The following is a 22,671-nucleotide window of genomic DNA, read 5'->3' on the forward strand; positions in this document are numbered from 1 at the left end:
CCGCCTTGCCAGGTCCCGCTCGGGCACCGTAATCACCTGCTCGCACGCCTGCACAGCGTTCGCGGGCAGGTCCCTCCAAAGAGTGGGTACGAGCGGGCCTACGCTCATCCATCCCCGCCACCCGTGGATCACATAGCCTCTGCGGTGGCGCACCGTGTCAACCCGCGAGAGGACACTCTTCATGGCCAAGACCACCCAGCTCCGCATCTACACCGTCCGCGACGGCCTGCTGGACGAGTGGGCGCAGCGGTGGAAGGCCGACATCCTGCCGTTGCGTCTTGAGTTGGGGTTCGCGATCGGCGGCGCCTGGGTCGACCGGGAGCACAACCAGTTCGTCTGGCTGATCTCCTACGAGGGTCCGGAGACGTTCGCGGAGCGCAACGCGATGTACTGGGACTCACCGGCCCGCAGGTCGATGGATCTCGATCCGGACGACTATCTCGTCAGCACCGAGGAGCGGACGGTGGAGGAGTGGTACTGAGCCGACGCGCGCCGTCTACGCCCCCGCCAGGGGCAGCAGGTGCCGTCGCCGTTCGTCCTCGTCGAGGGTCCGGAACACACGCCCCCGGGCATGGGCTTCCAGCCGGTCGTAGTCGGGGTCCGCGGACCAGATGCGGGCTGTGCCGTCGAAGGAGGCGGTGAGCAGCCGGGTGCCGTCCCGGGACCATGCGACCGACGAGACCTTGTCCTGGTGGACGCCTACGACGGCGACCTCCTCGAAGGTGTCGGCGCTCCAGACACGTACTGTCCGGTCGTCCGAGCCGCTGGCGATGAAGCGGCCGTCGGGTGACCAGGCCACGCAGCGGACGCGCCCCTCGTGGCCCTTGAGCACATCCGTGCGGCGGCCCGTGGTGACCTCCCACACCGCCACCGTCCAGTCGCCGGAGGCCGTGGCGATCCGTTGTTCGTCCGGGGACCATGCAACGTCGTCGACGTAGTTGTCGTGGCCTCGCAGGACGGTGAGCTGGCGGCTCTCCGCGACGTCCCAGAGGCGGCAGGTGCGGTCGTCCGATGCGCTGGCGATGAGTCGCCCGCCGGGCGCCCAGGCGATGCGTCCGACCCAGTCCTGGTGGCCGGCCAGAGAAGTGAGCTCGGCGCCGGTGTCCGCGTCCCGTACGCGCACGATGCCGTCGTGTCCGCCGGTTGCGATGCGGCGGCCGTCGGGTGACCAGGTGCACGACTCGACGACCTCTCCCCGTTGCTCGACCAGCACGGCACCGGTGTCGTCCAGGATGCGGAAGAGACCGTCGTTCGTGCTGAGCGCGAACCTGCCGTCCTGGGTCAGCGGGGACCACGCCACGCTCCAGACCCGGTCGTCGAGCCTCAGCGGCTCCCCCTCAGGGCTTCCGTCGCTCGCGGACCAGCGACGTACGGTCGCGTCGTCGCATGCGGTGGCGATCCGCTGCTCGTCGGCGGACCAGGAGGCCTGGTTCACCGGGCCGCGGTGCCCGTCGGCCGCGACGACCTCCGCTCCTCGTGGCCGCAGGTCCCACACGATCGCCGAACCGTCGGTCGAGCTGGTGGCGAGCTGAGTGCCGGAGGGCGACCAGGTCACGCCCCAGACCGTGTCGCTGTGCCCCCGCAGCACGGCCAGGACCTTCGCGTCCTGGGCGCTGACGAGGCGCACGGTGTGGTCGGAGGACGCGGAAGCGAGGGCTTGGCTGTCCGGGGACCAGGCCAGGTTCCACACGTAGTCGGTGTGGCCGCGCACCAGCAGCCGTAGGGCACCGGTCCGGGCGTCCCAGATGCGGGCGGTGTGGTCACCGCTGCCCGTGGCGAGGGAGAGACCGTCCGGCGACCAGGCGATCCCTTCGACGAAGTCCGTATGGCCTTCCAGTACGACATCGGTGGCACCGGTGGCAAGGTCCCACACGCGGGCCGTCTGGTCATGTGAGGCCGAGGCGAGCCGGGTGCTGTCCGGCGACCATGTGACGCCCCAGACGTCGTCCCGGTGCCCTTCCAAAGCCTGCGCGAGGCTTCCCGTCCCGGCCTCCCACACGCGTACGACACGGTCCTTCGAACTGGCGGCGACGTACTGTCCGTCAGGTGACCAGGCCACCTGCCTCACGATGTCCGTGGCTCCGGTCAGCAGCCGGACGGACGCGCCCGAGGCGGCGTCCCAGATTCGCACGACACGTTCTCGCCCCGCTGTCGCGACGTGCGCGGAGTCCGGCGACCATGCGACCGACTCGACCATCGCCCCGTCGGACGGCAGGACGAGCAGCGACTGCCCGGACCGGGCTTCCAGAATGCGGGCACTGCCGTCACGTGATGCGGTGGCCAGCCGTCGGCCGTCCGGTGACCAGGCGATGTGCCTGACGGTGTCCGTGTGCGCATCCACACGCGTGCGGAGGTGGCTCGCCGCGAGCGCCGCCATGAGGCCGCGGCGGGCCGAGGGAGTCGGCGTGCATTCGCCGAGCGCGGCCAGGGACAGGAGCACTGCTCGCTCCGGGTGCGTCTCCGCGCTTCCGAGCGCGTACTGGCCGATGCTGTCCGACACGCGACGGAGGAAGGCCAGATCGCGCCGCTGTGAAGAATGCACCAGCACACGGACCGGCTCGGACGCGATGCCTGCCTGCTCCAGCGCGGCGAGCCTGCGCCGGGCCAGCGTGAGGCGCTCCCCGGTGAGGAGGTAGTCGTCACTGCGGCCGGAGCGTTCCCAGTCCTCGGCCCACCGCTCCAGCTCGGCGCGCTCGCGCAGTTGGTCCACGCGTGACTCGACCTCCTGGCGGAGCGGGGCCCACTGGCGGAACAGCGCCTCGTGCGTCACCTGTGCGTAGGGCTCCTCCTGACCGGGGGTGCCGTCGCCGGCCGCGTCGGACATCAACAGACGTGCGTCGATGAAGGCCTCCACGACGTGCCGTTCCCGGTCGGTGAGCTCGGACAGCGGGACGCGTTTCCGAGCCACCTCCTGACCTTGGACCGTCACGAACCGGAGGAGCACGCGCAGGACGAACGCGATCCCGTCTGCATGGTCGAGCTCGGACACCGTGTGGTCGGCCTGCCGTGCGAGGGCGCCCGCCACGCCGCCCAATTCGCGGTACAGCTCCTCGGTGACGGTCCCGCCCGGGCCGGAGGCGAAGTAGAGCTCCTGGAGGAGGTAGGCGAGCAGCGGTAGAGCGTCGTCCGTGCCGGCGTCGTCGACGATGGCGTCTACGACGCCCGGTGCGAAGGAGAGGCCCACCAGTGCGGCCGGGCTCTCCACGACTTGCGTGAACTGGCTCCTGCCGAGCGCGCCGACGGTGACGGGGTGTTGGCAGATCTCGGCGTGGCCCCTAGTCAGGAGCCGAGCAAGGAAGTCCACCCGCAGGGTGGCGAGCACGCGGACGCCCGGGTCCTGCTCCACACACATGCGGAGCGCGTCGAGGAACTGAGCGCGTTCCCGATCACCGGCGAGGGTGACGACCTCTTCGAACTGGTCCACCACCAGCAGCACGCGTCGGAACCGGCCGCCGCGCAGGCGGGTCAGTTCGGTCCTCAGCGCAGTGGGGCCCTGTCGCAGACGCCGCAGGACCGCACCCGCGGATTCCTGTCCTCCACCTGCGGCCGCGATGGCCGCGGCCATCGCGGCCAGCGGGTTCGTCCCTGGAGTGAAGGCAGGGATCAGCGTCCAACGACGCTCTCGTAGGCGAGGCATGACACCAGCTCTGACCAGGGAGGATTTCCCGCTCCCTGACGCGCCGACGAGGACGAGGAAGCGGTCGGTCGGCCTGTCCGGGGAAGTGTGCAGCCTGCGGGTCAACTCGGCGGCCAAGGCCTCCCGGCCGAAGTACACAGCCGCTTCGTCCTCCGCGAAGGCGTCCAGTCCGGGGTACGGGACCCGGTCACGTGGCCAGTCGGCCTGCGGTGGCGCAGGATTCTCCAACCGGTACACCACGACCTGGCCCACCACCATCGCGACGACCAGCACACCGATCGCGGGGACGGAAGCCTGCTGGATGACCTGCAACAGCCAGGGAGCTTCGTCGGCGCCGGTGGCGTAGTTGGTGACGATGCCGAACAGGCTCGCGACCAATACCAGCATCACTTGAAGCGCGAGCTGCATCCGCTGCCTCATGGCGCACCGACGGTCAGGCCGTCTTCGCTCCGCAGCACAGCGTGCCCCCGTTTCTTGTCGCCCCAGCCATCTTCAGGGCTGCACCGGTTCGATCTCAACAGCGTGTGAGAGAACAAGCCATCGGTGTGACGCGGCGAGAAGTGCGTGAGCAGTAGCCCCAGAACTCGGGACTCGGGCGGCGAGCTTCGAGCGCCGGGGTATGGCCGTTCACTCGTCAGGGGGACGCCCTCAGGGGCCGGACCCGACGCTTGAGCTTCGGGACACGAGAGCCGGGACGCGGGCTCCGGGATTCGAGCGATGTGGTCCACCCGGTAGGTGAAAGAAGGGTTTTGGGGAAACCTCCCCACCCCCCTACCCCGCCACGGCCAGCTGATATGACTAAACGTGATCAGCTTGCAGCACGCCGTCACGACTGCTTACGGTGCCCCCAACGAAGCGACCCCGACGCGGTGTAACAAGCACCAGGCCGGGGTCTCACCCCAAGATCGAAACGGACGATCTCGTGGCTACCGAGCACCCTAGCCCTGCCCTTCCCGCACCCGCATCCTCCCGCCCGTACGCGAAGGCCCGCCCCGGCTACGGCAAACGAGCCGCGTCAGGGCAACGCGCGTCCCGGGCCGATGACTTCGCCCTGATGCCGGAACGGGAGCGGTACATCGCCGGATACGTCGACCGGCTCCCCGAAGGCGCGGCGATGGACATCAAGTCGCTGGCCAGAAACCTGCCCCTGTACGGTCAGATGGCCGTCTCCAGCGCCCTGAAGGCCCTCGGAGTAGCGGGACACCTGCGGCGCGTACGCTGCCTGACCGGTGAGCGGGACCAGGTCCGCTGGGTGTCCCGCACCTACTGGTCCCGCACGGCACGGGACAACGAGTGGTGGGACGCGTTCCTGACCACCGAGAGCAGCAACCCCGCGCCCGAAGCGACACTCGCTCCCCCGTCGGCCGACGCCCGTACGCAGGCCCCGGTCGCTGCGTCACCCCAGAACGCGGCCACCTCACCGGCCGCACCGCCCGAGCCCGCCCCGCAACAGGCCGAGGTCGCCTCCGAAGCCGCCGCCGCATGCGCGACGCACCCCGCGCCCGCACCCCCTGCCGTGCCCGAGCAGCGCACGCACGGGGCGTCCCAGGCCGCTCCCTCTCCCGCGTACCTCGCGCTGGCCCAGCTCGGCCGCGCGGACGCACGCCTGGCCCTCTCCGCAGCCGACTGCCGCGTCCTTGAGCCCCTGGCCGCCGCCTGGTTCTCACGCGGCGTGGATGCCGACTACCTCACCCAGGCCCTCACGGCGGGCCTCCCCGCGCAGGTGGGCTCCCCCGTGGGCCTCGTACGCCGCCGCCTCACCGACAAGCTGCCACCGCAGCTGGCCAGCAGCACCGCCCCTGCGACAGCCGTCACCAGGGGGCGTCGCCTGCTGGCGGAGTGCACCGAGTGCGGCCGTCCCGGCGCGCCCGAAGCACTGCCCGACGGCCAGTGCCGGGGCTGCCGCGCCGCCGAGTCGGACACCACTCCGACAACGCCCACCGGTCCGCCGGTCGAACGCGACGTCCACGCGCTGGTCGGCCGACTCCGCGAGCTGACACGACTGCCCTGACCGCAGCACCCGCTCACACGGCGGACGAGGGCCTCAGAGGCCGCCCAGCTCGGTGGCCAGGTCCGGATCGCGCATGCCGGGGAAGGCGTAGCCCTCGGCCTCGCCCCACGGGACGTCGAGGTCATCCATGTGCACGCGCCACTCCGCTCCTGGCAGGGCGCGGCGCAACTCGGAGACGGAGCCCAGCACATGGTCGAGCACCGGCAACACCATGTCGGGGTCGAACGGCATCTTGGTGGAACCGGCGACGACCTCGTCCGGTCGGCTGTCGTCGCTGTCGTAGAGGTACAGGCTTTCCTGGTCCTCGTACGGGAAGGACGCCCGGTGCGCGGCGACGATCCGCTCGACAGCGGCCGTCTCGGCATCGGTCAGCGGTGCGGTCCGGCTCGCGCAGTAGTAGAGGGAGACGCTCATGGTCCGAGCCTACTGAGCGGGTACGACACAGCCCTCCGGCACCGGACCGCCCTGTGGTGGGATGGTGCCGTGAGCCGCAACACCGAAGAGACCAACCGCCGTATGCTCCGGGCGCGGGACGCGATGGACCGCGCGTACGCGCAGCCGCTGGATGTGCCTGCCCTCGCCCGGATCGCCCACGTCTCCCCGGCACACTTCGCCCGCACCTTCCGCAGCACCTTCGGTGAGACCCCGCACCGCTACCTCCAGCGCCGACGCGTCGAGCGGGCGATGTTCCTGCTGCGGGAGAGCGACCGAAGCGTCACGGACATCTGTTACGAGGTCGGCTTCGGCAGCACCGGCACGTTCAGCCGCACGTTCCGCGACATCGTCGGCCGGTCGCCGAGGACGTACCGCAACGAGTCGGCGGCCACGGACGTACCCACGTGCTTCACGAAGGCGTGGACGCGGCCGAGCGCCTGAACCGCCTGTCGGCACCGGCCACCGGCCGCCGACCGCCGACCGCCGACCGCCGACCGAGCAGTTTCGGATAAGTTTTCGCCGGTCCCGCCGATTAGCGTGGTCCACATGTTCAACGCGATCACGCACTCACAGATCTACGTCCTCGACCAGGACCAGGCCCTCGACTTCTACGTCGGCAAGCTCGGCCTGGAGGTCAATGCCGATGTCGACATGGGCTTCATGCGCTGGCTCACGGTCAGCGTCCCCGGGCATCCGGACCGCCAGGTCCTGCTGGAGAAGCCCGGCCCTCCGGCGGTGTCCGAGGAGACGGCGGAGCAGATCCGCGAACTGCTCACCAAGGGGGCACTGGGCAGCGCGCTCATTCTCACCACGGACGACTGCCGCAAGACGTACGAGACACTGCTGGCCCGGGGCGTGGAGTTCACCGACGAGCCGACGGAGAGGCCGTACGGAATCGACTGCGGTCTGCGCGATCCCTTCGGCAACCACCTCCGCTTCACCCAGCTGAAGGGCTGAGAACCGAAGGCGGGGGCGCTCGGACGCCAGTGGCGGTTCGCCACCGACGCCGGCCGCGCCCGCCCCGGACGGTCGCCCGCGCGCTCTCCCCTCCTGCGTACAGGTCGGCACGCGCCACGTACAGCCGCCTGGCGACAGCGCGTCACCACTGGTCACGCTCGGCCACGAGCGCCAGCGTTGAGGCATGACCAGTAAGCAGCCACCCCTCCCCCTGCGTCCCGCACAACCCCGTTTCACCTGGCACCACTTCACGATGCGCTTCAGCTCGACGCCGCGCGGTGCCCGCCTCGCCCGGCACCTGGCCGGCGAGCGACTCGACGCCTGGGGCATCCCGTACGGGTGTGAGGCGCACGACGCGCTGACGCTGACCGTCGCCGAGCTCAGTAACAACGCGGTGCGCCACGGCCACGTACACGGCCGCGACTTCCGCCTCCGTCTCGTCGCCGAGGGCACGGCCATCCGCATCGAGGTCACGGACACCCGGGGCGCATGCCTCCCTACCCCCGCCGGTCCTGCCTCACCCGATCAGGAGGGCGGCCGCGGCCTCCTGATGGTCGCCGCGCTGGCCGACCGCTGGGGCTGGTACCCCTGCGTGGACGGGCCGGGCAAGACGGTGTGGGCGGTCCTCGAAGTCTCCCTGTTCCCGGAGCAGCAGGATTCCAGCCAGTAGGCAGTATCACGTTGCACTTGAAAATCCGCGCATGTGATGATCCTGCGTATGACCACGGGTGGGGACGGGATACCGGAACAGCAGCGCAGGCGGTCACGGCTGGCGGACCTGGACCTTCCGGGTCCGCCTCCCCGGCGGGCACTTGCTGCAACGTCGGTCGATATCCAACAGGAGCAGTTGCGTACGGCCCGCCGAGAGTTTGCTGTGTTGCTGGGTGAGTTTCGGCGTACGGCGGTGTTGGTGCCTCTTGATGGGGCCGGTGATCTGTGGTCGGCGGATCTGAACGGTGTGCGCTGGATCTGCGCGTTCTCGGACGAGGAGGCGCTGGCACGGTTCGCGCTGGCCCGTGGTGAGTCCGGGCGGGAGTGGGCGTATCGGACCGTTCTGGGTGCTCGGTTGTTGGATGTGATGGTGCCGATGTTGCCGGGTCCTGGCGGGGTGGCGCTGGATGCGGGCAGTACGGACGGGATGTTGTTCCCGCCGGTGGCGGGCATCGTTCCGGATGCGGTTGCGGTGGATCTCGGGGGGACGCGGTGAGTGGGGAGGGGTCGGATCTTCAGGTTCCGCCGGAGGCGTTGGCGCTGATCGCGAAGGGGATCGATCTGGCGCATGCGGAGCTGAAGGAGCTGGGATTCATCGGCGAGGCGTCGGTGGGGCGGGGTTTCTCTGATCTTGCTTTGTCGGGTCTGGAGTTGGGGCATGGCGGGCTGACGTCGGAGTTCGAGACGTTCTGCGACCGGTGGGAGTGGGGTGTCCGGGCCCTGACGCAGAAGGGGAACGGCTTCGCGCTGGGGGTGGGCCTGTCGGCGGGTTCATTCGCGGAGCAGGAGCAGTACGTCAAGGACTCGATCAAGATCGGTGTGAACTCGCTGAACGGGAATCCTCATGCGTCCGAGGACGAGGTCAAGGCAATGAGCTGGGACAAGGTCAGTACGCAGTCCGCGTATGACAACCCGGACTACAGCCGCGAGTCGTGGGATGCGGCCCATGCCGAGGTGAAGCAGACCTGGAAGGACACCGCCTACGACGTGGAGGACGCCGCGCTCGACTCGATGGAGCGCAACGGGCTGCTGGCCCCGGAGGTGCGGGACGCTGCGGACGAGCGGTTGCGGGAGCAGCTTGATCCGTCGCAGGAGACGATCGATCAGGCTGAGCAGCCGCGGTGGGGGGAGAGTCGCTGATGGTGGACTGGGGGAAGTGGGGCGACGCTCTGTACGACGGTGCGGGCAACCTTGTCGACAAGGGCAAGGAGGTTCTCGGCGAGGGGATCGACAAGGGCACCGATGTGCTCGGCTCGGGCCTGGAGAAGGTCGGTGCCGATGAGTGGGCGGACAAGGTCGAGGACTGGGGCGATGAGACCGCCTCCTCCTTGGGCGCGGAGGTCGGGGAGCAGCAGCTCGGCCAGAGCGAGGAAGCCGATGAGCTGATCCATGGGCGGCCGGAGAAGATCAGTGCGGCGGTGAAGAACCTCCGGGATTTTCAGAAGGCGTTCGATCTCGTCGGTGGCGGGATGAAGAAGCTGGATTCCGGTCACTGGAAGGGCGAGGCCGCCGACGCGTTCCGGGCCAAGTTCCAGACGTTGCCGACCGACTGGTTGCGGGCGGCGGATGCGTTCGAGGACGCGGCCAAGGCGCTGGAGACGTTCGCCGGGGTGGTGACCAGCGCGCAGGCCAAGGCCGGTGAGGCCATCGCCCTGTACAAGGAGGGCAAGCAGGACTACGAGACCGCGGCGGCCGCGTTCAAGGAGAAGGCGGAGGCGTACAACGCGGTCCGCAACACCGACCATCCGCTTCCGCATCCGGGGACGTTCTCCGACCCGGGCGCGGCCAAGCGCCGGCACGCGCAGGAGATCCTTCAGCGGGCCCGGCGGGCGCGTGACGACGCCGGCGAGGCCGCGAAGGGTGCGATCACGGCCGCGATGGCGCACGCTCCGAAGGAACCGACCGGGATGGACCGGGCGAAGCAGGAGCTGTTCGACTACGGGGTCGGCCAGGGTATGGAGCTGGCGCACTTCGGCGGTGGTGTCATCAAGGGCACCGCGGGGCTGGTGAACTTCGTCCGGTCGGTCAACCCGCAGGATCCGTACAACCTGACGCACCCGGCCGAGTACTACAAGGGCGTCAACATGACGCTCGCCGGCCTCACCTCCACCGTCGCCAACCCCGACCGCGCGCTGAAGAACGCCTGGGACGCGGCCAAGGGAGACCCCTCGGAATTCCTCGGCCGGCTCGTGCCCGAACTCATCGGTACCAAGGGCGGGGGCCTGATCAAGGGCGGCCTGCGGGCCGGGATGAAAGACCTCGCCGAACGCCCCAGGAGCCCCAACCGCCGAGTACACGAGAACAATCCTGACTCCCACGGGCAGCAGTGCAGCAAGGTCAAGTGCGCCGGGGATCCCGTCGACGTCGCGACCGGGCGCATGCTGCTCCCGCAGACCGACATCGTACTGCCCGGGTCTTTGCCCCTGGTCTTCGAGCGTGTCTTCGACTCCTCGCACCGGGCCGGACGCTGGTTCGGCACCGGCTGGTCCAGCACCGTCGACCAGCGGCTGGAGATCGACGCGGAAGGCGTGGTCTTCAGCTGCAACGAAGGTAGTCTGCTCGCCTACCCGCACCCCGCACCCGGTGTTCCCGTCATGCCCACGCACGGCCGGCGCTGGCCGCTGGACCGGGTGGCCGACGGCTACACCGTCACCGACCCGGAAACCGGCCAGGTCCGGCACTTCGTCGACCAGCCCACCGGAGAACTGGCGCTCCTGGCCCAGATCGACGACCGCAACGGCCGCTGGATCGCCTTCGAGCACGACGAGGCAGGAGCCCCGACCTCGATCGTGCACCACGGCGGCTACCACCTGAAACTCACCACCGCCGAAGGCAGGGTCACCGCCCTACACCTGGCAGGCGCCGGCCCCGACGGCACCGACCAGGAGATCCTGCGATACGGCTACACCGACGGCCACCTCACCACGGTCACCAACTCATCGGGCAAGCCCATGCGCTTCGACTGCGACGAACTGGGCCGCATCACCGCCTGGACCGACACCAACGGCAGCCGGTACGAATACGTCTACGACGAACACGACCGCTGCATCTACCAGGCCGGCACGAACGGCCACCTCGAAGCCCGCTTCACCTGGGACGGCACAGACCCTGAGACCGGTCTGCGCATGACGTCCATGACGGACAGCCTCGGCCACACCACGCGTTACGTAGTAAACGACCGCTCACAAGTCGTCGCCGAGATCGATCCCATGGGCGCGGTCACCCACTTCGATTTCGACCGTTTCCACCAGCTGCTGTCTGTCACGGACCCGCTTGGACACACCACTCGCTCCACATTCGACGTGCACGGCCGTCCCACCCTGGTGGAGCGGCCAGACGGGCGACAAACCCGCGCCGAATACAATGATTTCGGTCTCCCCGTACGCATAGTCGGTACCGATGGAAATGTGACTCGGCAGAGCTACGATGAACGCGGAAACTGCACGAAGGTTATCCACCCCAGCGGGGCTACTTCGCTCTACGAGTACGACGAGGCGGGACACCTGCTGTCGGAATTCGACTCCTTGGGTAATAGATCTATCATCCAGTGCAACAAAGCGGGACTGACCGTATCTGTGACGGATCCTCTCGGCGCGACCACTCGCTGCATACACGATACATTCGACCGTCCGACGTCAACTGTGGACGAACTCGGAGTCGTCACCAAATTCGAGTGGACGGTGGAAGGGAAGATCGCACGCCGCCTGGAAGCTGATGGAACCGAACAAAGCTGGGCGTATGACGGCGAAGGCAACTGCATCCGCCACACCGACGCTCTGGGCGGAGTCACGGTGCACGAGTACACGGACTTCGATCTTTTGACGGGACGGACCGACCCGGACGGAGCGCGCTACGAGTTCAGCTACGACTCGAATCTCCAGCTCGCCCAGGTTTCTAATCCGCAAGGCTTGACATGGAAATATTTGTACGACCCAGCTGGTCGAATTCAGTGCGAGATTGATTTTGACCACCGGACTCTCTCATATGCCTACGACTCTGCCAACCGACTGGTGTCCCGGAAGAATGGCCTAGGACAGACCACTCTCTTCGAACACAACGAACTGGGCCAGGTTCTACACAAGAAGACCGTCGACTCCGTCACCACGTTCGAGTACGACATATTTGACGAATTGGCTAAGGCGGCCAGTTCCGACACCACGATCACTCGCATGCGCGACCGCTACGGACGACTCAAGTCCGAAACCGTCAACGGCCGTACGAGCACCTTCGAATATGACGACTTGGGCCGTCGCACCGGACGGACGACTCCGTCCGGGGCCATCAGCACATGGGCATACGACGCGGCAGGGCGACGTACTTCGCTCACGTCCTCGGGACGAACACTCACCTTCGAGCACGACGCGATGGGCCAGGAGCTGGTCCGCCGTGTAGGCGCAGACATCACGCTCAGAAACACCTTCGATGTGATGGGCCGTCTAACAGACGAGCAGGTCATCAGTGGTGGGCGTACTATCCAGCAACGCGGTTACCACTATCGAGGAGATGGTGGCCTCACGAGCATCAACGACAGGCTTTCCGGCGTCCGTCGCTTCGACCTGGATGCAGTTGGACGGGTGACATCATCCCACTCAGCGCACTGGACCGAGCGATATGCCTACGACGCGGCCGGAAACCAGACCTCAGCTTCTCTGCCGAAATCCCACCCACGTCAAGAAGCCGCCGGCCCTCGCAGTTACAACGGCACACGCGTCAGCCGAGCAGGCAACGTCCGCTACGAACACGACGCACAGGGTCGTGTCGTTCTGCGTCAGAAGACGCACCTTTCACGCAAGGCCGATACGTGGAGGTACCAGTGGGACGCCGAGGATCGTCTCGTCTCGCTGACCACCCCGGACGGGACTCTTTGGCGGTACCAGTACGACGCCCTGGGCCGACGTACTGCGAAGCAGCGCCTTGCCGACGATTCACAGACTGTGCTGGACGAGATCGTCTTCGTCTGGGATGGCGTCACATTGTGTGAGGAGAGCAGCTACGACCTCGCGATGCTCAGGTACGTCACCCTCACCTGGGATCATGACGGAATTCGACCTCTTGCCCAGACGGAACGTGTGGCTACTCAAGGCGCCCCACAGGACACAGTCGACGAGCGCTTCTTCGCCATCATAACGGATTTGGTAGGTAGCCCAACTGAACTTATCGACGAGTCGGGGTTCATTTCTTGGCGCGTTCGCCGGTCAGTGTGGGGCACCACAGAATGGGCCAAGGACAGTTCAGCGTATACCCCTTTGCGCTTTCCGGGCCAGTATTTCGACCAAGAAAGCCTTCTGCACTACAACTACCTCCGATATTACGACCCTGACGTATCCCGCTACATAAGTCCGGACCCGATCGGGCTGGAGGGCGGCCCGAACCCTCACTGGTATGGCCCCAATCCCTACACATGGATAGATCCCCTAGGGTTGTCCCTGTGCCGCGTGAAGCCGAGGCTCGAGGACGGCAACACGAAAGAGGGATGGCAGCACATCGACGAGCGACACATCAGCGGAACCGCCGCACATGGCCACGGTGACCTCATGCCCCCCACCACGACACGCGCGCAGGTGGAAGCGGCAGCGGATAAGATCATCGAAAAGGGTACACGAATATCGGATCCAAATCGCACGATCCAGACGCTGGAGAAGCGAATGAACGTAAATGGCATGCGAGCCGTTTACCGCTTGGTCGTGGATTCTTCCGACGGAAATCGGATCATTACTTTCTTCCCAGTAGGAAAGAGCTTCAGTCCGTGATCAAGGTAAAATTTTCAGTTCGCGCAGGACAGGGTGAACCCAGCGGTTTCGACCTCGGGGACATCCTTGTCGAGGGAGAGCGTGGAGCAGCAAATTCAGGCGGCCACGTTCCCGACCAAGGAATGATGATCTACCCTTCAGTCACCCTCCTTCTCGACTCCCTGAGGATGCTCTTCTCCGGGGAGAAGAAGCAGATCTCATTCACAGGTGTCGACACGTCATTCCGGCTCGATTTCAAATGCGCAAGGAAAGGACTCGTGTCGGTATCGGAAAGCGGAACGCTGCTTGGGGAATCGAGTCTTGATGACCTTTCAAACGCAGTCCTCCGGTCCGCTCAGATCCTTGCTGACGAGGAACTTTCCGGCCTTGCTGCAACGGACCCGGTACAAAACGATTTTCGCGCCGCTCTACGGGACCTGCGCGCGACCGCGACGCGAAAACAGTAGGGGCGCGATGAAACAATTGCACGCCTTCCTCACTTTCTCGGCGCCTCGTGTCGTGATGAAGTCAGCGAGTTCTTCTCGCCGACCACGGAGGCGGGCGTTCGCGCACCGAGGACGAACACAGCGCCCGTTCCGCTGTCGGCCACAGGGATCAAGCCGCGCAGGACCGACCGCTTCGGCGCGGTGACCGGAAAGTGACGGCTCCTCACGCGCTCCCTCGACTTCGCTGGACTGGAGATCGCCGTCCGGAGAGACTTGCCCCACCATGTCGGGTCCGCGCGCCAACACGTGCCGGCCATCAAGCACACGCACACACGGGGGCAAGGTGCCGGACCAACCGATCGCCGGACGGTACGAGCTCCTGGAGGAGCTCAACAGCGGCGGTATGGGAGACGTATGGCGTGGTTACGACGCCGTGCTGGACCGGCCCGTCGCCGTGAAGGTGGTCCGGCGGCAGGCCGTCGCCGGTTCACCGCAGCTGGCCGAGGAGTTCGCCAAGCGGTTCAAGCGCGAGGCGCGCATCACCGCGCGCATTCAGCACCCCGGCGTGCCGCAGGTGTACGACGCGGTGCTGGACGACACCTTCGAGCGGCTCTTCCTCGTCATGGAGCTCGTCGACGGCATCCCCCTGTCCGCGTACATCCACCCCGATCGCCCGCTGCCCGTCAGCTGGGCCGTGGCGGTCGCCGCGCAGGTCGCCACCGTGCTGTCGCACGCCCACGACGTGCCGGTGATCCACCGCGACCTCAAGCCGTCCAACATCCTGGTCGCCCGGGACGGGACGGTGAAGGTCCTCGACTTCGGTATCGCGGCGATCCTGCGCACGGACGTCACCAAGCTCACCGCGACCGGCAGCCCTATCGGCACCTACCAGTACATGGCACCGGAGCAGGTCCGCGGCGGGCGCACCAGTCCTCAGACCGATCTGTACGCGCTGGGTTGCGTGTTGCATGAACTGCTCGGTGGACGGCCTCTGTTCACCGCCGACAGCGAGTACTTGGTGATGTACCAGCACGTGAACGCCGCTCCGACCCCGTTGCGCCTGCTGCGACCGGATGTGCCGGACTCCTTGGAGGAGCTGGTCCTGCACCTGCTGCTCAAGGCTCCGGAGGCGCGGCCCGCCGACGTTCAGGAGGTGTACGAGCGGCTTCGGCACTTCCTGCCCGCGCCCGGCGCGGGGCCTGCTCCCGGTGAGGCAGGGCCGCAGGGAGCGCCGGATCCGACCGCGATCTTCCGTCAGCCGTACGCGCCACGTGCCCGCGCCGGTGCAGGACGGCCTGTGCCCACCACGGTCGATCCGGCCGCCGCACAACCGGCCCCCGTCGCCGTGCCCGCGCAGCTGCGGGAGGAGATCGCGGAGGCATACGCGCACTCCGACGCACTGCTGGACGAGGAGCGGTTCGCCCAGGCCGCTGAGGTGCTGAGCGAGATCATCGAGCCGGCCGCCCATGCACTCGGCGCCGAGAACAGGAAGGTCCTGGAGCTCCGGACGCAACGCGCCGCCATCCGGCTGCTCGGCGGCGACTACCGTGCGGCGTTGCCGGAGTTCGACGCCTTGGCCGACGCATACGCGCGTACCGGCGGTCCCAGCAGTACGCAGGCACGTGCGTGCCGTGCCCAGGCTGCCCGGTGCCGTGCCGAGCTGGGCCAGGCGACCGATGCACTGGCCGCGCTACGGGGTGTCCTGGACATTGTCCGCACGGTCGACGGCGACGTCAGCGACGAGGCGGTCGAATTGCGGCGGGACATCGGCATGCTCCTGCTTGCCCAGGGACAGGCGCCTGAGGCACAGCTGATCCTCGCTCCCCTCCACGACGATCTGTGCCTGGTCTACGGTCCGACGGACGACATGTCCGAAGAGGTCGCCGAGGTGCTGAGCCTGATCGAGCTCGATCTCGACGGCCCGACTGTCTGACCGCCACCGCCTCCACACCCGTCGCTCCCCCGGAGAGTCCGCCCATGCCCCACCTCGCGTTCGACATCGACTTCTGCGCACAACTCAGCAAGCTCCAGGGCAGCGTCAAACAGGGAGTGTTCGATGCCTGGGAGAAGTTCGAGCGTCTCACCCTCGACCAGTTGTTCAGGGACCAAGGATTGAAACTGGAGACCCTCAAGCGGGCTCGCGATCCGCACATCCGGACCATCCGCATCGACCAGGGCACGCGCGGTGTCGTCCTGGCCCCGGACAGCGGTGACACGTACGTGCTGTTGCGTGTGATGCCGCACGACAAGGCGATCTCGTGGGCGATCAAGCAGAAGGCCAGCATCAACACGGTCACCCGGGCCGTCGAAATCCGGGACATCGCCATGCTTGACGAGCTCACTCCCGCGTATGAGCAAATCGCTCCGGCTCCCGACGAGAGACTGTTCGCGAAGGTGTCGGATGGCGACATGGCTGCGCTCGGCATCGACGAGACCACTCTTCGGCAGGCCCGCGTGCTCACCGACGCCGAACAACTGGAGGTATTCGCGCCGTACTTCCCCCAGGACCAGCGCGAGGTCCTGGAGTATCTGGCGGCAGGTTTCAGCGTCGAGGACGTCTGGCGGGACGTGGTGTCCGTGGCCATGTCCACCGTCTCCGCCGGTGACCCGCCCGTGGACACACAGGACTTCGCCACGGCGATTCAGCGCACCCGTGCGCGTATCGCTCTCGTCACCGCGTCGGAGGAGCTGCGTGACATTTTGGACAAGCCGTTCGCGGCCTGGCGGGTCTTCCTCCACCCGTCGCAGCACAAGGTCGCCTACCGCCCTTCGTACTCCGGTCCCGCACAGGTGACCGGCGGTCCCGGGACCGGAAAGACGGTCGTCGCCCTGCACCGGGTACGCCACCTCCTGGGCCATCTGCGCGACGGCGACCGGGTGCTGCTGACGACGTACACCAATGCCCTGGTCACTGCACTGCGCGCCGGTCTCGCCGCCCTGGTCGAGGACGAGGTGCTGCGCGACCGTGTCGACATCATGACCGTCGACGCGTTCGCGGGCCGTGTCGTGTCCACGTCGCGTCGGCCTCTGCGAGGCGGTGAGGAGGAGGCCCGATGGGAACGGGCGGCTCGCGTCACCGGTTTCACCGGCACTCCACAGTTCCTCGCGCAGGAGTACAAGCATGTGGTCCTCGCCCAGAACCTGCGGACGCCGGAACAGTACGAGGCCTGCGAGCGACGAGGACGCGGCAGCGCTCTGCCCACCTCCGCCCGCGCTCTGGTGTGGCGCACCGTCGAGGAGTTCACCGACCGGCTCGGCGTCGACGGGCTGCGCACCACCTCGGCACGTGCGCGGAGGCCGCCGACTTGCTGGAGACCTCGGGTCCGCCATACAGGCACGTGGTCATCGACGAGGCCCAGGATCTGCACCCGGCCCAGTGGCGGCTGCTGCGGGCCGCCGCTCCGGCGCGCCCGGACGATCTGTTCATCGCGGGCGACCCTCACCAGCGCATCTACGACACGAGGGTCTCTCTGAGGGCGGTCGGCGTGAAGGTGACCGGCCGGTCCACGAAGATGCGCAAGAACTACCGCTCCACCCACGAGATCCTTAGCTGGTCCACCGCGCTTCTTGTCGGCCGCCCCTTCGAACAACTGGCGGACGACGCCCGCAACGAAACCCTGCTCGGCTACCGTTCCGCCCTGCACGGCAGCGGGCCCGAGACGTTCGGCGGGGATTCGGAGGACGCCGAGCTGGACGCCCTGGTCGCGAAGGTGTGCGGATGGCTCGCAAGCGGCATCGCGCCGGGCGAGATCGGTGTCAGTGCCCGGTTCAACAAGACCTGCGACAGGGCGGTGGACCGCCTCAGGGCGGCGGGCATCCCTGCCGTGCGACTCCGGGGCAACGCGCCGGCCGACCCGGACACCGTACAGATCGGCACGATGCACGCGTTCAAGGGACTGGAGTTCCGGTGCGTCGCGGTCATCGGGGTGAGCGACGGCGCCCTTCCGTTCCCGAGGGCGGTCACCGCGGCGGAGGTCGACCGGCTCCAGCACGACGCGGACCTGCTGGCGGAGCGCTGTCTGCTGTTCGTCGCGTGCACCCGGGCCCGGGACGGGCTGTACGTTTCGTGGTCGGGCGACCCGAGTGAGTTCCTGCTGGAGGCAGGGCTGTGAAAGTTTCGGCGTTGCAGATCAGGCCGAGCACGAGTGTCCGCAACCGGCGTGAACCTGTCCGCGGTCGGCGCAGGCAACCCTCCGCCACCGCCGTTACGTCACCTTGTGAAGGTCTGACCATGAATGGTCGGGTTCCTTGATCGGCTCTTGCGGGTTCCACTTACCTCAGAGTAACTAACTGTCCCATGAACCTCTTCAGCCGCAGCTCCTTGCTCCGCCGTCCGGAGCCCCGTACGGAGGAGTCAACTGCCGCCCCGGAGGCCACCGGTGCCGCAGTTCTTCCCGACCCCCGCCTGGCCGCTCTCACCGGGGAGTGGATGATCGACCCCGCACACAGCAGGATCGGCTTCTCCGTGCGGCACGCCATGGTGACGACCGTGCGCGGCGCGTTCACGGAGTACGAGAGCCGTCTCTACTTCGACGGGCGCGACCCGGCACGCTCCCGGGCCGAGATATCGATGGCGACCGCGAGTGTCGACACGGGCGTGGAGCAGCGTGACGCACATCTGACCGGACGGGACTTCCTGGATGCCAGGAATCACCCTCGGATCAGCTTCACGAGCAGCGCCGTTCAGCTGATCGGCAAGGACGTCTACCGCATGACCGGCGACCTCACGATCCGGGGCATCACCGGCCCCGTGACTCTGGACCTCACGTACATCGGTTACGTCACCGATCCCTTCGGCTACGAGCGCGTCGGGTTCGACGGGACCACCACCATCAACCGTTCCGACTGGGGCCTGACCTACAACGCCCGGCTCGCCGAAGGTGGAGCCATGGTGAGCGAGCGGCTGCGCCTCCAATTCGACATCGCGGCCATCCGCACTCCCGCCGCTGCCTGACGCGCCCTCAGGCACCGGTTTCCGCGCCACCGTCGGGTGTGCCCCTGAACGTGCAGCGATAGGCGCGCGGCGACACTCCCAGCGCCGTGTGGAAGTGCTGTCGTAGCGCGGTGCCGGTGCCGAAGCCCGCGTCGGTGGCGATCCGGTCCACCGGGAGGTCGGTCTTCTCCAGCAACTGCCGTGCTCTGCTGACACGTTGCTGGATGATCCACTGCATGGGCGTGAGACCGGCCTCTTGCCGGAAACGCCGGTTGAAGGTCCGCACACTCATCGACGCGCGGTCCGCCAGCTCGGCCAGCTTCAGGGGCCGGTCCAGGTGCCGGAGGGCGTACTCCCGGGCCGGGGCCGTCGAGCACTGCTCGGGCGGGGTGACCGGTCGTTCGATGAACTGGGCCTGTCCGCCTTCCCGGTGGGGCGGGACGACGGTGCCGCGGGCCACCGTGTTGGCGACCTCCGCTCCGTGGTCGGTACGGATCATGTGGAGGCAGAGGTCGATGCCCGAGGCGACACCGGCCGAGGTCAGGACACCCCGGTCGTCGGTGTAGAGCACGTCGGCGTCCACCTCGATCTCCGGGTAGAGCGCCAGGAACTCGTCGCACGACTTCCAGTGCGTCGTCGCCCGCCGCCCGTCCAGCAGTCCGGCCGCAGCCAGGACGAAGGAACCGGTGCAGATGGACGCCACCCGCGCTCCGCGGGGGATACGGGCCAGGGCACGGGCAACATCCGCATCGATCCGCCCGCGCGCCTGCGGCTCGTAGTCCTCCTGGGCCGCCGGCACGATGACGGTGTCCGCACGCTCCAGCGCCTCGGGGCCCTCGGCGACGTTGACAGTGAAGTCGGTGTCCGTCGGCACGACGCCCGGCCTCGGTGTGCAGGTGACGAGGTCGTACAGGGGGTCTCCGGACGCCGAGACCGCCTGGCCGAACAGGCGGTGCACGATCCCGAGCTCCATCGGCAGCAGCCCGGGGCGTACGAGCACGACCACTCGATGCCTCTTGTTCGCCATGGCCAGATTCTTGCAGAAGCCGTCCATCTCGCCAGTGGTCGCCCTACGGGTACGCGATGACGATCGACGCATGGACGCAGTCACCGGCCTCTCGCACGGCAGCCCCCTCGATCGCCCCGACCCTCCCCCGCACCGCGGCAACCTCGATCACGGCAGCCCTCCCCCGCACAGCGGGCACGTCGGTAGCCCCGCCCCTCCCCCGCACCGCGGCCGCCTCGGTCACCGCGCGTGGTGGGTGGCGGCTGCCGCGCTGCTCGCGATCGTCGTGGCCGGGGCGTTCTCGACCCTGCCCGGCCTGCTCACCGGGCCCCTGCACCGGGAGTTCGGCTGGTCCCGCGGATCGATCGGCCTCGCGGCCTCGGTGAACATGGTCCTGTACGGTCTCACCGCCCCGTTCGCCGCAGCCCTCATGGACCGCTTCGGCATGCGCCGCGTCGTGGTCGTCGCTCTTCTGGTCATCGCCTCGGGGGCCGCTCTCACCTCCGTCATGGCGACGGCCTGGCAGTTCACCCTGTACTGGGGTGTGCTCGTCGGTCTGGGCACCGGCTCCATGGCCACGGCCTTCGGAGCCACGGTCACCCAGCGGTGGTTCGTCAGGCGGCGCGGGCTGGTCACCGGTCTGCTCGCCTCCGGGAGCGTCTTCGGGCAGATGGTGTTCCTGCCGGCGCTGTCCTGGATCGTGGACCGGCACGGGTGGCGCCCCTCCCTCGTCACCCTCGTACTCGCGGCGTGTGCGACGGCGCCGCTGATGTGGCTCGTACTGCGCGACCACCCCGCGGACGTGGGGCGTGAGCCCTACGGCGCCGACCGTCATGTGCCGCGCCCCACCCCCGCCGAGGGTGCGGGCCGCAGGGCGATCGCCCTCCTGCGCGACGCGGCGCGCACGCGTCCCTTCTGGCTGATGGCGGGTGCGTACGCGATCTGCGGGGCGTCCACCAACGGCATCATGTGGACCCACTTCACCCCTGCCGCCCACGACCACGGCATGCCGGCCACCACGGCGTCGTCCCTGCTGGCGGCCATCGGGGTCTTCAACGTGATCGGCACCGTCGCGTCCGGGTGGGCCACGGACCGCCGCGACCCGCGCCGGCTGCTCGCTGTCTTCTTCGCCCTGCGCGGGCTGCTCCTGATGTGCCTGCCGATGCTGATGAGCGCCACGGTGCAGCCGCCGATGGTGGGGTTCGTCGTCGCCTTCGGTCTGCTCGACCTCGCCACCGTGCCCCCGGTCGTCGCCCTGTGCCGTGAGTTTCACGGCGACGGCGGCGCGGTGGTGTTCGGCTGGGTCGGCGCGGCCCACCAGGTCGGCGCCGCGCTGGCCGCCTACGGAGGCGGAGCCGCCCGCGACGCCTTCGGGACGTACGCTCCCGTCTGGGTGACCCTCGGCGCCCTGTGCGCCGCCGCGGCTCTGCTGTCGCTGCTCGTCCGGCGCGTCTCGCCGGCCGGTCGGACGCGTCTAACCGCCGTAGACCGCCTGTGAGTCCGCGAGCACCTCGGCGAAGTCAGCTGCGAGGGTGGACGCTTCGGCCGGGGTGAGGGTGGCGGTCGTGACACGCACGCCGGGCGGGGAAGCGATGCGGAAGCGTGTCCCCGCCGCGATCCACCAGCCCCGGGTGCGCAGCCCGTTGACCACCGCGGACTCGTCCCGGACGGGCACCCACACATTGAGCCCGCTCGACCCGTGGGACGCGATCCCGCGCTCCGCCAGCGCCGCCCCCAGGGCCTCACGCCGGACGGTGTACGTGCGGGCAGCCCGGGCCACCAACCTTGTCACCTCCGGGTCGGTCAGCAGACCCGCGACGGTCGCCTGGAGGATGTGACTGACCCATCCCGAGGTGAGCAGCATCCGCCCGTCGTGGCGCGCGAGGGTGGCGGCGTCGCAGGCGAGAGCGGCCCAGCGCAGATCGATCCCGAGGTGCTTGGACACCGTACGCACATGGGCCCAGCGGGGCAGTTCTCCCGAAGCGAGGGTCACCGCGTCGGCACCGGCGATGTCCGCGTTGTGGTCGTCCTCCACGACCAGCGTGTCGGGGAAGTCGCGGAGGACCGAGAGGAGTTCGTCCCTGCGGTCCGGGGTGAAGCGGGCGCCGAGCGGGCTCTGGCCGCGAGGGCTGCACACCACGGCCCGGGCTCCCGCCCGGAGTGCGGAGCGCAGCGCCTCCGGGCGCATGCCTTCGTCGTCGACCGTCACGGGCAGCATGCGCAGGCCCAACGCCGTTACCAGGTCGAGGAGATGGTGGAAGCCCGGATCCTCGACCGCCACGGCGTCACCGGGTCTGAGTTCGGTGGACAACAGCCTGGCGATGCAGTCCAGGGCCCCGTGGGCGAAGGTCACCGCGTCGGTGGGGACACCGTCCCGGGCCAGCCAGGCGCGGGCCGCGCCCTCCAGCGCGGCGAGCCTCGGCGACGCACGGTGCGATCCGGGCACGGGTTCCACACGAGCGGGCGGGGTCAGCGCCGGGAGCCAGTCGGGGTCCGGGTGACCGCCTGCCAGGTCACGGAGGCCGGCGGGCACACGCGGTGGGCGACGCGAGGTGACGGCGGGAGCGGACGCCACCACCGTGCCACCACGCCCCAGAGTCACCACCACCCCGCGTACGCGCAGTTCCTTGTACGCCGCCGCGACCGTCCCCGCGCTGACGCCGAGCGCTTCGGCCAGCCGCCGCACGGGAGGCAGCGAGGCGCCCGGCCGGAGAGCGCCGTCGGCAACTCCGCTCTCGACGGACGCCGAAATCTCCCTGGCCGTACCGCCGACGATCCCATATTGTTCTGCCACAGAGAACAGTTT

At 68.3% G+C, this 22,671-nt stretch carries 16 protein-coding genes and 1 pseudogene; 13 read left to right on the forward strand and 4 right to left on the reverse strand.

Translation table 11 applies throughout. The features are described from left to right. Positions 1 to 181 precede the first annotated feature (181 nt). The gene (locus tag P8A20_RS04190; RefSeq protein ID WP_306102876.1) at positions 182 to 481 is read left to right on the forward strand and encodes an NIPSNAP family protein; all 300 of its coding nucleotides are present in this window, start codon (positions 182 to 184) and stop codon (positions 479 to 481) included. 15 nt (positions 482 to 496) lie between these two features. Here P8A20_RS04190 and P8A20_RS04195 read toward each other — a convergent pair whose 3' ends face one another. After that, on the reverse strand, positions 497 to 4,057 hold the full coding sequence (locus tag P8A20_RS04195; RefSeq protein WP_306102877.1) for a WD40 repeat domain-containing protein: 3,561 nt from the start codon (positions 4,055 to 4,057) through the stop codon (positions 497 to 499). Between the two features lie 502 nt (positions 4,058 to 4,559). Here P8A20_RS04195 and P8A20_RS04200 point away from each other — a divergent pair. Beyond that, complete coding sequence (locus P8A20_RS04200) at positions 4,560 to 5,648, forward strand: MarR family transcriptional regulator (protein WP_306102878.1); 1,089 nt, start codon at positions 4,560 to 4,562, stop codon at positions 5,646 to 5,648. A 33-nt stretch (positions 5,649 to 5,681) separates the two neighbouring features. On the opposite strand, the gene P8A20_RS04205 is transcribed toward P8A20_RS04200, so the two are convergent. Next, positions 5,682 to 6,062 carry a hypothetical protein gene (locus P8A20_RS04205; protein WP_306102879.1) on the reverse strand — a complete coding sequence of 127 codons (381 nt, stop codon included), beginning with the start codon at positions 6,060 to 6,062 and terminating at the stop codon, positions 5,682 to 5,684. Between the two features lie 102 nt (positions 6,063 to 6,164). On the opposite strand from P8A20_RS04205, the gene P8A20_RS04210 reads away from it, so the two are divergent. The 10 genes and pseudogenes from P8A20_RS04210 to P8A20_RS04255 all read left to right on the forward strand — a co-directional run bounded on the left by P8A20_RS04210 (position 6,165) and on the right by P8A20_RS04255 (position 18,880). After that, positions 6,165 to 6,524, forward strand: a complete 360-nt coding sequence (locus P8A20_RS04210) for a helix-turn-helix domain-containing protein (RefSeq protein ID WP_306105112.1) — start codon at positions 6,165 to 6,167, stop codon at positions 6,522 to 6,524. Positions 6,525 to 6,629: 105 nt separating this feature from the next. After that, positions 6,630 to 7,040 carry a VOC family protein gene (locus tag P8A20_RS04215; protein WP_147961472.1) on the forward strand — a complete coding sequence of 137 codons (411 nt, stop codon included), beginning with the start codon at positions 6,630 to 6,632 and terminating at the stop codon, positions 7,038 to 7,040. Positions 7,041 to 7,224: 184 nt separating this feature from the next. Further along, the gene (locus P8A20_RS04220; RefSeq protein ID WP_306102880.1) at positions 7,225 to 7,710 is read left to right on the forward strand and encodes an ATP-binding protein; all 486 of its coding nucleotides are present in this window, start codon (positions 7,225 to 7,227) and stop codon (positions 7,708 to 7,710) included. 48 nt (positions 7,711 to 7,758) lie between these two features. Next, on the forward strand, positions 7,759 to 8,247 hold the full coding sequence (locus tag P8A20_RS04225) for an SseB family protein (protein ID WP_306105113.1): 489 nt from the start codon (positions 7,759 to 7,761) through the stop codon (positions 8,245 to 8,247). Continuing rightward, the gene (locus tag P8A20_RS04230; RefSeq protein ID WP_306102881.1) at positions 8,244 to 8,891 is read left to right on the forward strand and encodes a hypothetical protein; all 648 of its coding nucleotides are present in this window, start codon (positions 8,244 to 8,246) and stop codon (positions 8,889 to 8,891) included. Before P8A20_RS04225 ends, P8A20_RS04230 begins: the two co-directional genes overlap by 4 nt. Next, positions 8,891 to 13,501 carry a putative T7SS-secreted protein gene (locus tag P8A20_RS04235; protein WP_306102882.1) on the forward strand — a complete coding sequence of 1,537 codons (4,611 nt, stop codon included), beginning with the start codon at positions 8,891 to 8,893 and terminating at the stop codon, positions 13,499 to 13,501. The genes P8A20_RS04230 and P8A20_RS04235 overlap by 1 nt, the downstream gene beginning before the upstream one ends. After that, positions 13,498 to 13,947 carry a hypothetical protein gene (locus tag P8A20_RS04240; RefSeq protein ID WP_306102883.1) on the forward strand — a complete coding sequence of 150 codons (450 nt, stop codon included), beginning with the start codon at positions 13,498 to 13,500 and terminating at the stop codon, positions 13,945 to 13,947. The genes P8A20_RS04235 and P8A20_RS04240 overlap by 4 nt, the downstream gene beginning before the upstream one ends. A 382-nt stretch (positions 13,948 to 14,329) precedes the next feature. Next, positions 14,330 to 15,859, forward strand: coding sequence for a serine/threonine-protein kinase (locus P8A20_RS04245; protein ID WP_371934432.1), 1,530 nt, complete (start codon positions 14,330 to 14,332; stop codon positions 15,857 to 15,859). A gap of 44 nt (positions 15,860 to 15,903) precedes the next feature. Further along, a pseudogene (locus P8A20_RS04250) lies at positions 15,904 to 18,038 on the forward strand (UvrD-helicase domain-containing protein). Between the two features lie 185 nt (positions 18,039 to 18,223). Continuing rightward, positions 18,224 to 18,880, forward strand: coding sequence for a YceI family protein (locus P8A20_RS04255; protein ID WP_147961465.1), 657 nt, complete (start codon positions 18,224 to 18,226; stop codon positions 18,878 to 18,880). Positions 18,881 to 18,887: 7 nt separating this feature from the next. On the opposite strand, the gene P8A20_RS04260 is transcribed toward P8A20_RS04255, so the two are convergent. Then, positions 18,888 to 19,886, reverse strand: a complete 999-nt coding sequence (locus P8A20_RS04260) for a GlxA family transcriptional regulator (protein ID WP_306102885.1) — start codon at positions 19,884 to 19,886, stop codon at positions 18,888 to 18,890. A gap of 70 nt (positions 19,887 to 19,956) precedes the next feature. Between P8A20_RS04260 and P8A20_RS04265 the strand changes: the two genes are divergently transcribed. Then, complete coding sequence (locus P8A20_RS04265; RefSeq protein WP_306102886.1) at positions 19,957 to 21,363, forward strand: MFS transporter; 1,407 nt, start codon at positions 19,957 to 19,959, stop codon at positions 21,361 to 21,363. On the opposite strand, the gene P8A20_RS04270 is transcribed toward P8A20_RS04265, so the two are convergent. After that, positions 21,340 to 22,659: an aminotransferase class I/II-fold pyridoxal phosphate-dependent enzyme gene (locus P8A20_RS04270; protein ID WP_306102887.1), complete on the reverse strand. Its 1,320-nt coding sequence runs from the start codon at positions 22,657 to 22,659 to the stop codon at positions 21,340 to 21,342. The two genes, P8A20_RS04265 and P8A20_RS04270, sit on opposite strands and share 24 nt — an antisense overlap. Positions 22,660 to 22,671: the final 12 nt, after the last annotated feature.

The organism is Streptomyces sp. Alt3, assembly GCF_030719215.1.
GTDB lineage: Bacteria > Actinomycetota > Actinomycetes > Streptomycetales > Streptomycetaceae > Streptomyces > Streptomyces glycanivorans.

Coding starts and splice junctions, on each gene's coding strand:
- P8A20_RS04195 (WP_306102877.1), bottom strand. CDS start 4,057: ATGAGGCAGCGGATGCAGCTCGCGCTTCAAGTGATGCTGGTATTGGTC.
- P8A20_RS04260 (WP_306102885.1), bottom strand. CDS start 19,886: ATGGCGAACAAGAGGCATCGAGTGGTCGTGCTCGTACGCCCCGGGCTG.
- P8A20_RS04210 (WP_306105112.1), top strand. CDS start 6,165: ATGCTCCGGGCGCGGGACGCGATGGACCGCGCGTACGCGCAGCCGCTG.
- P8A20_RS04265 (WP_306102886.1), top strand. CDS start 19,957: ATGGACGCAGTCACCGGCCTCTCGCACGGCAGCCCCCTCGATCGCCCC.
- P8A20_RS04220 (WP_306102880.1), top strand. CDS start 7,225: ATGACCAGTAAGCAGCCACCCCTCCCCCTGCGTCCCGCACAACCCCGT.
- P8A20_RS04215 (WP_147961472.1), top strand. CDS start 6,630: ATGTTCAACGCGATCACGCACTCACAGATCTACGTCCTCGACCAGGAC.
- P8A20_RS04225 (WP_306105113.1), top strand. CDS start 7,759: ATGACCACGGGTGGGGACGGGATACCGGAACAGCAGCGCAGGCGGTCA.
- P8A20_RS04190 (WP_306102876.1), top strand. CDS start 182: ATGGCCAAGACCACCCAGCTCCGCATCTACACCGTCCGCGACGGCCTG.
- P8A20_RS04235 (WP_306102882.1), top strand. CDS start 8,891: ATGGTGGACTGGGGGAAGTGGGGCGACGCTCTGTACGACGGTGCGGGC.
- P8A20_RS04255 (WP_147961465.1), top strand. CDS start 18,224: ATGAACCTCTTCAGCCGCAGCTCCTTGCTCCGCCGTCCGGAGCCCCGT.
- P8A20_RS04205 (WP_306102879.1), bottom strand. CDS start 6,062: ATGAGCGTCTCCCTCTACTACTGCGCGAGCCGGACCGCACCGCTGACC.
- P8A20_RS04245 (WP_371934432.1), top strand. CDS start 14,330: ATGGGAGACGTATGGCGTGGTTACGACGCCGTGCTGGACCGGCCCGTC.